The organism is Streptomyces antimicrobicus (assembly GCF_020532625.1).
Taxonomy (GTDB): domain Bacteria; phylum Actinomycetota; class Actinomycetes; order Streptomycetales; family Streptomycetaceae; genus Streptomyces; species Streptomyces antimicrobicus.
The window spans coordinates 1-13,929 of sequence record NZ_JAJAUY010000155.1; the positions used below are offsets into that span (position 1 = coordinate 1).

At 72.1% G+C, this 13,929-nt stretch carries 14 protein-coding genes and 1 pseudogene; 3 read left to right on the top strand and 12 right to left on the bottom strand.

Annotated elements, in window-relative coordinates:
• Positions 1 to 458 (bottom strand): annotated as a pseudogene (locus tag LG632_RS26310) (hypothetical protein); the annotation flags it as partial.
• 467 nt (positions 459 to 925) lie between these two features.
• Between LG632_RS26310 and LG632_RS26315 the strand changes: the two are divergent.
• Together LG632_RS26315 and LG632_RS26320 are read left to right on the top strand one after the other, a co-directional pair.
• Positions 926 to 1,297 carry a hypothetical protein gene (locus LG632_RS26315; protein ID WP_226730039.1) on the top strand — a complete coding sequence of 124 codons (372 nt, stop codon included), beginning with the start codon at positions 926 to 928 and terminating at the stop codon, positions 1,295 to 1,297.
• Positions 1,298 to 2,670: 1,373 nt separating this feature from the next.
• Positions 2,671 to 2,883: a hypothetical protein gene (locus tag LG632_RS26320; RefSeq protein ID WP_226730040.1), complete on the top strand. Its 213-nt coding sequence runs from the start codon at positions 2,671 to 2,673 to the stop codon at positions 2,881 to 2,883.
• A gap of 351 nt (positions 2,884 to 3,234) precedes the next feature.
• Here LG632_RS26320 and LG632_RS26325 read toward each other — a convergent pair whose 3' ends face one another.
• The 11 genes from LG632_RS26325 to LG632_RS26380 form a co-directional block, all read right to left on the bottom strand.
• Positions 3,235 to 3,606 (bottom strand): hypothetical protein, encoded by a 372-nt coding sequence (locus LG632_RS26325; protein WP_226730051.1) that lies wholly within the window; start codon positions 3,604 to 3,606, stop codon positions 3,235 to 3,237.
• Positions 3,607 to 3,658: 52 nt separating this feature from the next.
• Complete coding sequence (locus LG632_RS30620) at positions 3,659 to 5,251, bottom strand: hypothetical protein (RefSeq protein ID WP_308109224.1); 1,593 nt, start codon at positions 5,249 to 5,251, stop codon at positions 3,659 to 3,661.
• A gap of 1,539 nt (positions 5,252 to 6,790) precedes the next feature.
• Positions 6,791 to 7,210: a hypothetical protein gene (locus tag LG632_RS26340; protein ID WP_226730041.1), complete on the bottom strand. Its 420-nt coding sequence runs from the start codon at positions 7,208 to 7,210 to the stop codon at positions 6,791 to 6,793.
• Between the two features lie 47 nt (positions 7,211 to 7,257).
• Positions 7,258 to 7,464, bottom strand: a complete 207-nt coding sequence (locus tag LG632_RS26345) for a hypothetical protein (RefSeq protein WP_226730042.1) — start codon at positions 7,462 to 7,464, stop codon at positions 7,258 to 7,260.
• Between the two features lie 26 nt (positions 7,465 to 7,490).
• Positions 7,491 to 9,035 (bottom strand): DUF2637 domain-containing protein, encoded by a 1,545-nt coding sequence (locus tag LG632_RS26350; protein ID WP_226730050.1) that lies wholly within the window; start codon positions 9,033 to 9,035, stop codon positions 7,491 to 7,493.
• Between the two features lie 126 nt (positions 9,036 to 9,161).
• The gene (locus tag LG632_RS26355; RefSeq protein ID WP_226730043.1) at positions 9,162 to 9,329 is read right to left on the bottom strand and encodes a hypothetical protein; all 168 of its coding nucleotides are present in this window, start codon (positions 9,327 to 9,329) and stop codon (positions 9,162 to 9,164) included.
• Complete coding sequence (locus LG632_RS26360; RefSeq protein ID WP_226730044.1) at positions 9,326 to 9,517, bottom strand: hypothetical protein; 192 nt, start codon at positions 9,515 to 9,517, stop codon at positions 9,326 to 9,328. Before LG632_RS26360 ends, LG632_RS26355 begins: the two co-directional genes overlap by 4 nt.
• Before the next feature lie 194 nt (positions 9,518 to 9,711).
• Complete coding sequence (locus LG632_RS26365; RefSeq protein WP_226730045.1) at positions 9,712 to 10,878, bottom strand: hypothetical protein; 1,167 nt, start codon at positions 10,876 to 10,878, stop codon at positions 9,712 to 9,714.
• Positions 10,875 to 11,330 carry a hypothetical protein gene (locus LG632_RS26370; RefSeq protein WP_226730046.1) on the bottom strand — a complete coding sequence of 152 codons (456 nt, stop codon included), beginning with the start codon at positions 11,328 to 11,330 and terminating at the stop codon, positions 10,875 to 10,877. Before LG632_RS26370 ends, LG632_RS26365 begins: the two co-directional genes overlap by 4 nt.
• Entirely contained in the window at positions 11,327 to 12,031 is a 705-nt protein-coding gene (locus LG632_RS26375) for a hypothetical protein (RefSeq protein ID WP_226730047.1), read from the bottom strand. Before LG632_RS26375 ends, LG632_RS26370 begins: the two co-directional genes overlap by 4 nt.
• Positions 12,028 to 12,387 (bottom strand): WhiB family transcriptional regulator, encoded by a 360-nt coding sequence (locus tag LG632_RS26380; RefSeq protein ID WP_226730048.1) that lies wholly within the window; start codon positions 12,385 to 12,387, stop codon positions 12,028 to 12,030. Before LG632_RS26380 ends, LG632_RS26375 begins: the two co-directional genes overlap by 4 nt.
• Before the next feature lie 190 nt (positions 12,388 to 12,577).
• Between LG632_RS26380 and LG632_RS26385 the strand changes: the two genes are divergently transcribed.
• On the top strand, positions 12,578 to 13,297 hold the full coding sequence (locus LG632_RS26385) for a GntR family transcriptional regulator (protein WP_226730049.1): 720 nt from the start codon (positions 12,578 to 12,580) through the stop codon (positions 13,295 to 13,297).
• The last annotated feature ends 632 nt before the right edge of the window (positions 13,298 to 13,929 follow it).

Genomic DNA, 13,929 nt, shown 5'->3' on the forward strand with positions numbered 1-13,929 from the left:
GGGTCCTCCCACAGCGGCATCGCGTCGCCGCGCGTCGGCTCCGGCAGCGGTATGGCCGCGGCCGTCATCCCCGCCCGGCGACGGCCGCGGACCGGCCGGGGCAGGGGAGCGGGCTCGGGCGCGGGCCGCCGCACCTCGGCGGCCGGGACGGGCGTCGGCTCCGGAGCGGGGGCGGGGACGTCGACCGACGCCCTCTCCATCGCGTCCGCCAGGAACAGGACCGCCCCCCGGTCCTCCTGGGCGCGGCGCACGGGCGCCGGCACCGGGCGCGGCCCGGTCTCCTGCGGCCGGTCCCTCTTCATCGGCAGGCCGAGCCGCTCCGCCTCATACGCGCGCTGGCGGTGTGACCGCTTGCAGTACCGCCTCGGCGTCCGCGTGCCGAGCTGCGACACCGGCTCACCGCACCAGCGGCACTCCGGGTCGGGGCCGACCTTCCGCAGGACCACGTCGTCACTCATGCCCGGCACCCTAGCCGTCACTGTGACGGCATCAAGGAACCGGCAGGCCGTCACAGTGACGGCTAGCCCCAAGCCGTCACTGTGACGGCATAGTTCGGGGGTGCACCAGATGGCGGGTTCGGCGGGGGAGGGGGTGCACGAGGTGGCGGGTTCGGCGGGTACCCGGGGTACCCACCCCCGCCCCTCGGGGCGCACGGCTGGAGGAGGACGTGCTCCTGGTCCTCGGCGACGGCCGGGGTGACGGCTCCCCCGGCCGGAGCCCGTCCGTGCGCAGCACACCTCTGGCACTATCGCCCCGGCCGGGCGCCGCCGGGCACGGTCGCGCGCAACTGCCGGGAGCCGGGGGTCCTCCGTCCCGCCCGGCGGTCCGGCCTCCACCGGTTCCGGCGACGACCCCCGCAGGCCGGAGAGGCGGCTCTACGCTGGTTCGGCTGCCTGTCGACGCGACGGCACAGGGGGAGGACGACGTGCCCGAGGACGACGTGCAGGCCGCGGCGAAGGCGAAGCGGATCGCCGAGCTGGAGGCCGAGCTGCACCGGTGCTCGGCGACGCTCGCCAACCTCCAGGGCGTACCGGACAGCGGCGGCCACGCGTACTTCGCGAACCGCATCGAGGAGCTCGTCGCCGAGATCGAGGCGCTGAAGGCGCCGGCGGTGGAGCCGAAGCCGGAGCGGGACGGCCCGCCCGCGCACACGGTGCTGCTGGGGATCGGGTTCCTCGTCGCGGCGTACGGGCTGACGCAGCGCGCTTGGACGGCCCTGCTGATCGGCGTGGCGCTGATGGGCGTCTCTCAGCTCGTGAAGCCGAAGGACACCGACACCGAGACCAAGGGCAGCTGACCGACCCCGGCCTCGGCGAGCACGACCAGGAGCACGAGCACCAGGCCGTCGACGTACCGCTCGTCCGCCGGCCCCGCGGCTCGACCCCGGCCGCCGTCGCCGCGTACGTCATCGACACCGCGCGTACGTCTGCGAGATGACGTACGCCGACGAGCACCAGGAGCACGAGCAGCTGCGGGACGGCCGGTTACCGGTTACCGGTTACAGGCCCCCGTCGACGCGGGGCAGCCCGCAGTTCAGGACGCCGGGCCGCGCCTCCCGGCCTGTAACCGGTAACCGGTAACCGATGGCCCCCAACGCGTGCCGTATCCCCTCGTGCCGCGCGTACCGCGTGCACGCGTGCACGTGCCCACGCGTGCACGCGAGAGCCCCCTCCGCCTCACTTCGAGAACGGTCACAGCTCATGCATTACGGCACCGCTCATCCGGTCACACCTCTTGCATTACGGCCCCTGGTACAAGCCGCAGTACAGAACACACCTAGGCATTACCAATGAGACGGGGGTCCGAAGGACCACAGGAGCCGCCTCCGGCGGAGCAAGTTGGGCGCTATTGGAACAGTCGCAGCACTCCAGGTATCTGCGATACGTGATCTTGGTCGGCAGGCTTGCCCAGCCCTCGGCGAGGCTTGCCCAGCGACGAGGGAGGCTTGCCCACGGGGGGCTTGCCCAGGGGGTGGCGTCACCGGTGACGCCACCTCCGGGAGTTGCACCGGAGGGTGGCTGGAGGGTTGCGTGCAGAGACGGACTAGGGGTTGCACCGGAGGTGTGACCGGCGGTGGGACCCCCCCTCCGGAGAGTTCCGGCGTCGTCGCCGGTCAGACCCCGTGGGCAAGCCCGAACCGGAGAACGACACCTCTTTCTGCGGTAGCCAGAGAGAGGTAGAGCGCCGTTGTCGGGCGGCCGGGGTGCGCGTTCCTTCCTTCCTTCCCTCGGCGACGAGAGAGCCGCTCAGGCCCTCGTACGGGGGTCTTTCCGGGAGCGGGAAGGAAGGAGGGAAGGAACCGTGCGGAAGGGCGCAGCAAGGTAGTGCGAACTGGGCCCAGTTCGCGGGTCCGGCGCGAAGGCCGGCGGATCCTCGGGCCGTACGGCGACGGGGACGTCGGAGGGGTGTCGTAGCGAAGTAGTCGGCCGGTTTTACGGGCCCGTGCGGACCCCTTGACGCGCAGCTCAGACCCCTTGACCGAGGCCTCTTCCGAACGCCGCTGGGGGCACCTTGTAGGGCAACTTGGAGGGCAAGTTGTGGAGCAACTTGGTGGGCAACTTGTGCGGCAAGTTGTAGGGCAAGCCGGTCCGGCCGCCCATGATCAAACGCGGGGTATGTACAAAGGGGGTTCCCCTCGGGGAACTCCAGAGCGACAGGCAGACTGCCGTCATGAGCACCACGCGCCGCGTACTCGGCACCGGTCCGACGACGAGCACCAGGAGCACGGCGACGCCGTCCTCGAGGACGGGGCGACTCGCCGCGGAACGGATCGAGGACGAGCACCAGGCCGTCGTCGCCGACGAGGACCTGGGCGTGCGAATGCTGCGGGGCCGGCGGACGCTCGGGACCGGCCCGGCGGGGAGTTCTTCATCACCGGCGTGAACGGTGAGGACTGGCCCCGCCCAACATGCGCGCGTGCACGCGCGCGTACGAGAACGACCGGTCGCGGCCGACAACTCGGAGTTGTCGCGCGCCTGTAAAACGACCCGTACACCAGCGTGTTCCACGGCCCCCGGACGACCTCCGCCCCGACCTGCACGGACGCCCTTCCATCTCCGAGACCACCCACTCTCCACGTGTTCCGTGTGGGTGGTCTCGGAGTTTCCAGGGGTGCAGGTCGGGGCGGAGGTCGAAGGTGGTCAAGGGGGTGGGGGTCGAGTTTCGGGAGGGTGGTCAAGGGGGGTCGGGCTGAGTTTCGAAGGTGTGGTGCGGCGGGTCTTTAGTGCGGCGGGTTCAGTGGGTGCAGGTGCAGGTGGAGTGTTCGCAGGGCGGCATGTCTGAGATGCGGGTCCAGTCAGCGGTCTGCTGTTCGTAGACGTCGATGAGCGCGGCGAACTCGGGCTTGGTCCGGCGGAGCTCGGCGGCCCAGGCCGGGGTGAGTTCGCGGCCGTCGACGAGCAGCTGGCCGTCGGAGCCGATGGCGTCGGACAGCACGGCGCCGTCCGGGAGCGCGCGGTAGTTCACCTCGTTGCCGGACGGCATCAGCCCGTCGGCGACGGCCGCGTCCCACGCGGGAGCAAGGTCGCGGATCGGGTCTCCGCCAAACGCCGGCGGAACGAATCCGGGGCGCGGGCGGCGCGTCTTGTTGGTCTTCTGGCGGCCCATCCGGAGCCCTCCTTCGTCGGGAGCAAGTTAGTGGTCAAGGTGCCCTTGCGGGTCAACGAGCGGCGGGTGCGACCCGTCGACGTAGACCGTCCTGCAGGGCCTTGTACTTCGCGTCCTCGTCGACTGGCTCGGCGTTCTCGGCGTTCTCGGCGTCGTCCTCCTGGTCGTGCTTCTCGTCCTCCCGGCGGCGGCGGGCCGCGGCTTCCTCGCGTCGCTGGGCCAGAGTTTCGAGGATGCCCGCGTACGCCTCGGCGATCTCGGCGGGCGTGAGCAGGGCGACGGTATCGAGCGCGGCCCCGGCGGCGGCGACGACTTCGGCGACCTTCTCCATGTCGATGCCGTCGGTGCCCTCCACGGCCTGGACGGCGGCGAGGTCGAGCGCGCGGCCGGTGACCTTGCCCCAGGTCTCGTCCTGGACGCGAATTCCGGCGCGGTACTCGTTGGCGCCGTCGGCGGCGAACAGCGCGTCGAGGTCGTCTTCCTCGCTGTCTCCGCCGTCGATGCCGAACATCGAGCGCAGGTAGCGGGTCCACTCGATGGCGCGTCGGCCGCGCAGTGCGCGCTCGTACTCGTGCCAGGAGCCCAGGCACCACTCCAGCGGGCCGTCGCCCTCGGCCTCGTCCTCAGACATGCCGCCGATGATGTCGCCGATCCGGCCCAGGAGCTGGAAGGGCGTCATGTTGCCGTAGCGGCCCTCCTTGAGGTCACCGCGGGCGACCTCGTTGGCGGGGGAGACGGTCTTGTCGCCGTCCTGGAGCTTGGCGATGTACTGGCCGAGGTCCTGGGCGTCCTGCTCCGTCTTGAGGCGCTTGAAGTCGACGCCGTGCTCGTCGGACGGCTCGTACTCGGGGTTGATCCGCTTCAGGTGGGTGGTCCACACGCCTCGGAAGTGGTCCTCCATCTCCTTGATGGCGGAGTCGGACGGCGTGAACACTCCGGTGATCTTCTTGTCTGCCTTCTCGCCCTCGGTGGTGCCGCCGAGCAGGACGATGGCGTGGATGTGCGGGTGCCAGCCGTTGATGAGGCCGACCGTGATCTCGGTGGCCCGGATCATGCCGAGGTAGCCGACGCGGTCGCGGATGCCGGTCTCGTCACGGTCGGGGCGCCCGGCCCAGGTCCCGCCTGAGATGAGGCGCTGGTAGGCGCCGGCGGTGCGGCCGGTCTTCCTGAGCGCGGCCTTGGCGTCGAGGACGCCGTTCCAGGCGGCGAAGAGGTCGGGGGCGACGTCCTCCTTCGCGGCGGCCGCGGCCTTCCTCTTGAGGCCCTTGCCCGCGTCGCGGCTGGCAGCGGCAACGGTGAGCTTGGCCAGGGCCGACGCCTCGTCGTACGCCTTGAGCGCCTCGGAGACCCGGGCCGTGGCCGCGCGGACGTCGGCGGCCGTGCCGGTGCGGCTGCCCTGGATCGCGTCCATCAGGTCGGCCAGCTCGTGCGTGTGGGCGTGCCGGGCGGTGAAGGTGACGAGCATGGCGATGCCGCCCCGGCGGATCCAGTCGACCACGACGCGGGTGATCTCCTGGGCACGCTGGTGCCGGATCGTGGCGGAGCAGACCGGGCAGAACCAGATCCGCGCGCACTTCATCAGGCCGAGGACGACGGAGTTCCCCTCGGCGGTCTGCGCGACGATGACGCCGGACGCCGGGTCCATCAGCTGACGGCCGCAGCCCCGGCATTTCGGGTCTCCGCTGATGCGCCAGAGGGTGCGTCGTCCCTGGTAGCGGCGGGTTTTCCGTGCCCGCGCGGCGAGGTCCCGGGGGCTTGCCGTTTGACCCCCGGGAAACTCTGTTGGTTCTTTCCCTAGTTGTCCGGGGTTGCCGACGGCCTTCGTCCGCAGGCCCTCGCCCTTGGCGATGGCGCGCTTCGCGGCCTTCCGGCAGCGGTCGGAGCAGTACACCCGGGGGACCTTGCCGGGGGTGTGAGTGATCGGGGCGCCGCAGTGGCACGACGGCCTGGCGGCGGGGCGCTGTGGCGGAACGCCGACAGCATTGCTTACGCTGTTCAACAGCAACGTGTCCTTGCTCGTGTACGCGAGTCGGGAAGCGGACGGTCCGGGGCTCTCACACACCCGGGCCGTTGCTTTTTGTGGGGAGCATGATTCCCCATCAGCCACCCGAATGCTCGGGTGACTCGCGGAACGCGCCCTACCAACCGACAGGCTGGTGGGGCGTTTCTGCTCTCCAGACGGGGCCTCACGCGGCACGCTCGACCCCATCCGTAATGATCTTGCCCTGAATCGCCCTGATTTGCGAGCCAGTTCGGGGAGCGTTCTCCGTCGGCTGACCGGTCGGGGGAGCGGGGGCCGGGCCGGTCCGCGTGCAGTGGTCGCGGTGCTCCTGGTGGCGGGCGACGAGCAGCTGGACGTCGTGGGCGCCGGCGGCGTGCTCAACGTGGCCGCAGGCGCAGGCGTATGAGGCGCGCGGCGACGGAATGGCGGCGATCCAGAGACCGGGCGAGGCCGGAGTGGGCCGTAGGTCGGCCGGGGTGCGGCTGTGCATGGTGGCGCTCCGTTCGGGCACCCCCGCGCCGTTGATCATCGTATGGGTGTCCGCGTGAGGCTCCGGCCCGCGTCTCTGACCGTTTCCTCTTCTGCCTGTTACCTGCTGCTGCACCGTGCTGCTCTCCTCCGTCGTCTCCATAGACGGGGTGAGCTGCTGATCCATTACACCGGCCTCGCCCGCGCGCGCGTGGGACGGTCTCATCAGTTCCACGGATGTACCTCTTCGCAGGTCAGGGGCTCGGGGTCGGGTCTCGCGAAGATCCCCTTCGTCTCGTCAAACGTCATCGCCGCGAATCTGTGACACCCCCTACCGACGAACCCGGACGAAGCCGGGCGTAGCGGCGGGTTGTTGCGCTGATTGCGCAGGTCCACGCGCGGGGGCGCGGGTATGGCGGCGGGCCGTTTCCTCATCGGGCCGTTGTAGGCGCCGGAGCGGACACCCTGGGGCCGGCGGTCCGCCGGGCGGGACGGCGTTCCAGCGGGTGCTGCTCGGTCCCGGCCGGGGTGGGTCCGTACGCGTGCGCGCGTAGGGGGGTCCAGTAAGTCCAGAAACCCCTGTCGCGCCTGCGCGCGTGGAGCGGTGCAGAAAGTGCAGAAACCTCCGGCGCCCTTGGGGCTGCTGGGGTTCGGAGGGCCGAAGAGAGCCCGGACCGGGTGCGGTCCGGGCTCGGGGCCAGGCGGGGCGGGCGGTCAGCGGTCGTTGGTCCAGAGGTGCGGCGGGAAGAGGTCGGGCTCGATCTCGTACTCGGCGGCCTCGGCCTCCAGGCGCTCCTCCAGCTCCTTCGGGTCGCGGGGCGCGTCGGCGTCGACGTCCTGGTCGGCGGCCCGGTTGGCGGCGTTGGAGAGCTGGCCGGGCTCGGTGCGCAGCGCGTCGGCGAGCCAGGGGAACGGGTGGGTGGTGTCGGCGGCGGCGAACACGCGGGTGGCCGCTCCCGGGACGGTGCCGGGCTCGGCGCGGCCGTCGTAGAGCGAGGCCAGGAGCGTGGCCCCGTGGTTCTCGCAGGCCGGGACGGCGGTCCCGAGCTTGTCGACGATGGTGACGGCGTCCTTCGGGCCGATGCAGGGGGTCGGGTCCTCGTCGTGCGCGGCGGTGCAGCGGGTGGTGTCCATGTCGGCCTCCTGGTGGCTCGGTCGGGCGGGGGAGGGGCGGTTGGCGGTCACTCGGCGGTCTCGGTGTCGAACAGGGTCTGCTGTCCGGCCATCGAGGAGACGCCGCGCCGGCGGAGGGCCGCGTACTCGTGGGCGACCCAGGCGGTGGTGGCGCGCCCTTCGAGGAGCTGCGCGGCGGCGGCCTGGGAGAGGCCGGTGGTGTAGGCGTCGTAGACGATGGCGCGGGCCTGGTCGGCGGTCGTGGGCTCGGTCATGGCGGTGCCTTCCTCGTCGTGGTCGGTCAGCCTCGGTACCCGTCAGCGATCCACTGGGCAGCCTCGGCGCGGCGCTTGACGGCGGTGCCGTGGGAGGCGCCACCGAGGACTTCCTGCACGGTCTCCATCGGCATGGCCTCGGCGTCACCGCCGAAGTCGCGGAGGACGACCCGGGCGACGAGCCGGGCGGCGCGGTCGGTCGGGTTGAGCTTCATGACGGCCTCGGCGTCAAGGGCGGCGTTCTCGGCGTCAACGGCGGCGCGCTTCGCGTCAGCGGCGGCCCGGTCGATGTCAGCGGCGCGCTTGCGGTCGGCGGCGGCGGCCAGTTCTTGGGCAGCGGCGGCACGGTCGATGTCAGCGGCGCGCTTCCGGTCGTCAGCGGCGCGGCGGGCAGAGTCAGCGGCGGCGGCTTCGGCGTCAGCGGCGGCCTTGTTGGCGTCAGCGGTCGCACGGCGGTGCTCGGCGGTCTTCCGGAGGGCGGCGGCGGTCGCCTCGTCCTCCTGCGCCGTGGCGGCGGCCTCGGCGGCCTTCACCGCGGCCTCGGCCTGCGCGGCGGCGGCGGCCTCCGCGGTGGCGACCTCGGCGCCGGCCTTCGCCGCGGTGGTCGCGGTGCGGGCCTGGAGGATCGCCTGCTGCTCAGCGAGCCGGGCTTCGGCCTCCAGCGTCTTGATCTGCGCTTCCGTGGCGGCGAGCTTGGCCCGCGCCTGCCGCTCCTCGTCGGCGGCCTGGTCGGCGACGGCCTGGTCCTTCTTCGCCTGCTCCTCCAGGCGGGCGGCCTCGGCCTCCTTCTCCGGGATCGCCAGGGCCTCGGCCACGGACAGCCCGAAGGGCGCCATCCGGAAGGGCAGCATCTCGTCCGCCTTCGCGACCTTCCGCCAGTTCTTGCCGTACTGCTGTTCCAGGCGGGCGGCGTAGATCTCCCGCTCCTGGTCCATCGTCACGGCCTGGTCGTACGAGCGCAGCTCCCACAGCTTCATTCGGCGCCACAGCTTGAACGTGGCCGGGAGGGCCAGCAGCCAGCGGTGGAACGGCACTCCGGTGCTCTGGTGGCCGGCGGCCAGGCGCGCGGCCTGGACGACGAGACGGCGTGCGGACTCGGCGCCGACGGAGAACAGGAACGGCATGACGCCGTGCGCAAGGGTCTCGGTGGAGAGCACGGCGCCGCCGTGGGCGCGGCCGTTGAGGACGATGGTGACCGCCGTCATGCCGTGCCCCGCGAGCCGGAGGAACGGCCAGGGGATCCCGCGCTTCGTCAGGACCAGGTCCATGACGAGGAAGGCGACGATGGCGCCGTCCACGGCGATCGGGAACCAGTCGGCGATGGCGGGGGAGAAGTGCCACGTGATCGCGGCGGCGCGCAGCGTCTCGTACGACCCGGCGAAGCCGATGCCGCCGACGAGGAGTCCGCCGAGGGCGGCGATGACGTACAGGGTCGGCATCAGCCAGCGGTCGACGCGGGGCGTACGGGAGGGGCGGGGAGCCGTCGTTGACCCGGGCCGGTCCGTCGTTGACTCGGCGGCGTACGGCGGTGACCCGGGGGCGTCGGCCACGTCCGGCCGGGAGTCGAGCATCGTCACGGGGGTCCTCCAGTGGAGCGGTAGGTGGCCCCGGGGGCGCCGTTGGTGACGACGACCCCGGGGGTGGTTCGGAGTCCGCCCATCCTGCCCGTGAGGGCGGTCTCGGCGGGGGAGTGGGGGTTAGAGGCTGGAGAGGTGCGCGGCGGCCTGGGCGGCCACCGCAGCGACGGCGGCGGCGGACTCCCGGACCAGGGCGGCCTGTTCGGCGGCCCGCTGTATGTCGGCGGCGGCGGCCCGGCGAGCGGCCTCCATCAGCTCGGCGGCGGCCCGGCGCTCCTCGTCGCTCACTGCCACCACTTCCGGGCGCCGGAGGAGTCCTGGTCCGTCGTGCCGGTGCCGGCCACCGGCTTGTCGGTGGCGGTCTCCGTCCAGCCGCCGGTCTCCGCGGAGTAGGCCCGGCCGTGGCGCTGGCGGTCCGCGTCGGTCTGGTTCGCGCCCAGCTCGGACTGGCTGATCGTCTTGCGGAAAAGTGCCATGATGGCGTCTCCATCTCTTCACGGGGTGGGCGCCCGTCCCGGGGTGCTTGGTAGGTGGCCCGGGTCGGGCTTTTTCGTTGTCCCGAACCCCTCTCGGGGTCGGGCGTCTTGGGGTGTAGCCGGGGCATGTAGCCCCGCTGTAGCCGGACGTAGCCGGTTTGTAGAACCGCAGGTGAGACGGCCTGTAGCCGCGTCTACGCGGTGTCCTGGGACGACCCCTGGGAGAGGTCGGGGGAGAGGGGCTTCACGAGCCTGAGACGGGGCCCGGGGACACCCCCCGCGACCGCCCCGGCGGGCACCCCGGACGGGGCCTCGGCGGGGGCCGGAACGGGGGGCTGGACAGGGGCCGGCGGGGGCGCCGCGACGGGGGTCCCGTACATGCGCCGGACCGCCTCGGAAACGCTCGATCCGAGCACCCCGGCCAGCTCCACGATCTTCACTCCGTAGTCGACGTCCGAGGGCGACGGCGTCGGGACACCGCCGGGCTGCCGGGTCGACTTGGCCACCGGGAACTTGGACGTCTCCAGCCAGTCCCGCATCTGCTTCTTGGTCATGGCGCCGGGGGAGAGGAGCCCGGCCTGTTCGGCGGACTGGATCAGGGTGACGACGTGCAGTCCCCCCTTGCCGCCGTGTGCGGTCTCCAGGGCCGCCAACTCCCCCAGGATGTGCCGCTGGAGCCTCTGGCCGGGGGAGAGGCCGTCATCGGGCGCGACGTCGTCCTCGAGGTCGTCGTCCTCCAGGTCCTCCTCGGCGTCGTCGCCATCGTCGGCCGCGTCCGCGTCGTGCTCCTGGTCCTCGGAGTCGAATTCGTCCTCGGCGTCGAACTCCTGGTGCTCGTCCTCGTCGGCCGCCACGGGCGGGGGAGGAGAGACCATCCAGGCCGCGACCATCCAGGCCAGTCCCCCGCCGCACAGGATCAGCGGACCGTGCGGGGCCAGGGCCTCGGCGATGCCGGGGCCGAAGGTGCGGGCAGCGACGTAGAGGGTGGCGCCGCCGATCAGTGCGGCGATGGCGAGGATCCCCCAGGTGTCGCCGCGCCCGCGGACCACCGGGGCGACGGGCGGCGCGGTGATGGCCGCGATCTGCTCCTCGGTGAGCTCCGGCTCCTGGTCCTCGTCCTGGTCGTCGTCGCCGCCCTTCCGCCGGCGGCGGGAGCGGGACTTCGCCTTGGCCATCGCGCGCTTGCGGGCGGCCTCGTCGGCGGTCTCCTGCTTGTCGGCCGTGGCGGCGGGGTCGGTGGCGGCGGTGTTCCAGGCCCACCGGCCCGCTGCCGCCGCGCAGCCGCAGAGCTTGCCGCCCAGGACCATCGAGCCGGAGATCAGCGCAGTGAGGGTGGTGCCCACCCCGTGGAGACGGCTCACAGCGCACCCACTGCCTGCGCGATCATCAGCACGCCGTTGTGGATGACGCCCCAGATGCCCCCGGCCTCGGAGTAGATGACCCCGGCGCCGATGCCGAGCAGCGCGGGGATCCACAGCTTCTTCCACTCGAACAGGAAGATCACGGCGGTGAGGGCGAGTGCGGTCCCGCCGAGGGTCATGTCCCCGAACGTGCCCCCCTGGATCAACGACTTCGGCAGCTCGGCCGCCGCGTCGGAGAGCTGCCCGAGGGCGGTGTTCGCGGTGGCGGACAGGATGCCGAGACCGATGCCGAGCGCGCCCGACTTGTCCCTGTTGAGCTTGACGCGCTTCGAGCCGCGCAGGCCCGCGAGGAGCACGATCCCGTTCGTCAAGGCGAGGCCGGAGGTTCCGGCTCCACCGAGGCCGCCGCCAGCGGCGAGCACGACGTCGGTGGCGATGGTCAGCGAGTTCACAGCAGTGCTCCAGGTGCGTAGAGGAGGGCGGAGGTGACGACGGTGGCGAGCGGGATCCGGGCCAGCCAGCGGAGGGGGCGGCGCCATCCGGCGGCCCGGGATTCCAGGAGGGTCCAGACGAGGGCGCCCGCGCCCCCGGCGACGATCAGCGGGGCGAGGAGGACCGACCACGGGGCGGACCAGGCAAGGAAGTCGGCGATCGGCTCGGCCGTGCCCTGGCCCCAGAACGCGGCGCCGATGCCGGCGGCGACGGGGGCGACCGGGGCGAACGGGCCGAGGAGGCCCCGGAACGGCTTGGCGACGCGGTAGGCGATGTAGGACGCGCCGATGGTGACGACGAAGGCGCCGCAGTTCGGCAGCGCGAGCATCACCGCGCCCATGCCCGGCTCGAACCCGCGCCAGGTGCCCGTCGCCGGGAAGAGGAGCGCGTGCCCGGCCAGCGCGGCCGAGCCGTTGTACGCGGCCCACCGCAGACGGGGGTTGGCCACGGCCGCCACGGTGGCGGCTTCGACGTCGGCGACGAGCGCGGCCGGGGTCGTCTGGCCCCGCAGAGCCGCGAGCGTCGCCGCGCCGAGCTTGATCTTCTTCGGGGCCTTGGCCTTCTTGGCCTTGCCCCGCTTCTTCGGCTGAGTCGGGAGGGGAGCGGCGGCGAGCCGGGCCTGCTTCTTCGAACGACGCGCGGCCGTGGTGCCCGCGCTCACAGCTCGCCCGTCTTCTCCAGCGCCAGGTACAGCGCCCGCCGCTCCGACTGGCGCAGCCCCGCCCGGATCCCCCGGACCTGGAAGACCGACGGGACTCCCCGCATCTCCCCGACCAGGCAACGGTCCATCAGCGGGCAGCCGTCGCACATGGCGAGGGCGATCCGCTCGGCGCGGTTGGGGTTCTGTGCCAGGCCGGACGCGGCCGCCTCGGGGAAGAACGCCTCGGGGTCGGTGGTGGCGCAGACGGCCACGGCCCCCTCGGGCGCCGGGCGCAGGCTCCGGGTCATCAGCCGGTACCGGACCACGAGTTCGTCCGTTCCGGGGCGTGCGGTGTGCCGTAAGGCAGCCGTACCCATGGCAAATCCTCCCCATTTGCTGGGATTTGACGACCCGTCGGGCCGTCCCGTTGCCATGAAGGTACAGCACTGGACTCGATTTGGTCCAGCACTGAATCCAGTGCTGTACCAAAAGCGGTGAGTGGTCTACCGTCAGACGTACACAGCTGGACTCAGGGGAGTGCCGGCGCGGAGCCGAAGGAGGGCACCGATGAGCGAGGGAGAGGGGTACGCGGGCATCGCCGCGTACTACGCCGAGCGGATCAGGAAGGGGGAGATCCCCGCGGGCTCGAAGCTGCCCTCGCTGCGGGACGTCTGCGACGCTCACGGCGTCAGCATGAAGACCGCTGCCCGGGCGTTTAACCAGCTCAAGGCGTGGGGGCTCACGATCCCTAAGCCGGGTGTGGGCACCATCGCGGCGGCGCCGGTGAGCGACAACATCGAGGGGCGCGTGAAGACGTACGCGGCCACCGGCCGGGCTCTGGCGGCGGGGGAGACCTCGGAGATCCTGGAGATCGGCACCGTGGCCGCGGACGAGATCGTGGCCTCTCGGCTGGACATCGAGCCGGGCACTCCCGTGGCCGTGCGCCGACGCGTCGTGAGCCGCGACGGGGTGCCGACGCACTACAGCTCCAGCTACTACCCGTCCTACGTCATCTCCGCCGTGCCCGAGCTCATGGAGCCCGTGAGCACGGGCGGTTCCCGGGAGCTGGCATCCGAGCGCCTCGGCAGTGCCCAGAAGGGCGTGCTGGAGGAGGTCACGTGCCGCTTCGCCACCGAGGTGGAGAAGTCGGCCCTCGGTCTGACCGGGTCTGTCCAGGTCATGCAGATCGTGCGGACCGTGCACCTCAAGGACGGGCGGATCGTCGAAGTCGGCGTGAAGATCGTCAGCGGCTCCACGCCCCTCAAGTGGTACACCGACCTGGAGTGACCCGCGCCAGGTCGAGCACGACAGCCCCCTCCGGTCCGCCGGCGGGGGCTTCGTCGTTTCCGGGACAGCCGTCCCCCCGGGGGACTCCCCGCCCACCACATCGTTTTCGCCTTGAGTTGGAGAGAAAACGGCCCCGCACTGGGCGACCTCCGACCCTCTGAACTGCGGGAAGTCCGGTTTGTTCTCCGAGTTTTGTCGACCGGCCGGTGGTGGACCTTCTGGTGGACTTCGGGGCGCCTACGACCGTTAGCCTCCGTGGCCACCGGTCATGGCGTCTGCGGACCGGCCGGGCTGGGAAAGACGGCCAGCGGCGGAGGGGGGACTGGTGGGTGGCGGGCCGCCGGGCGAGCGCCGGCGCCGAGTTGGGCGCGGACCGTACCCCCGCCGTCACCCATGCACGAGCGTGAGGCGACCGCGCCCTCCGGCCGTGGCTGATGGGGGGCAGCTGCTGCCGCGCTCCGTCTGAGGAGCGTGTGGTCGCTCCGCGTCGGTGCGGACCGGCCGGGGCTGATGAGCGCGTCGAGATCAGCGTCCCCCACGCCCGTGGGGACCCACGAGCCTAAGCGCCGTGGGTGGGCAGCTCCTCGCCGTCGGCACCGATCCCGTAGCTCGCCAACCGAGCCTCTATGTCG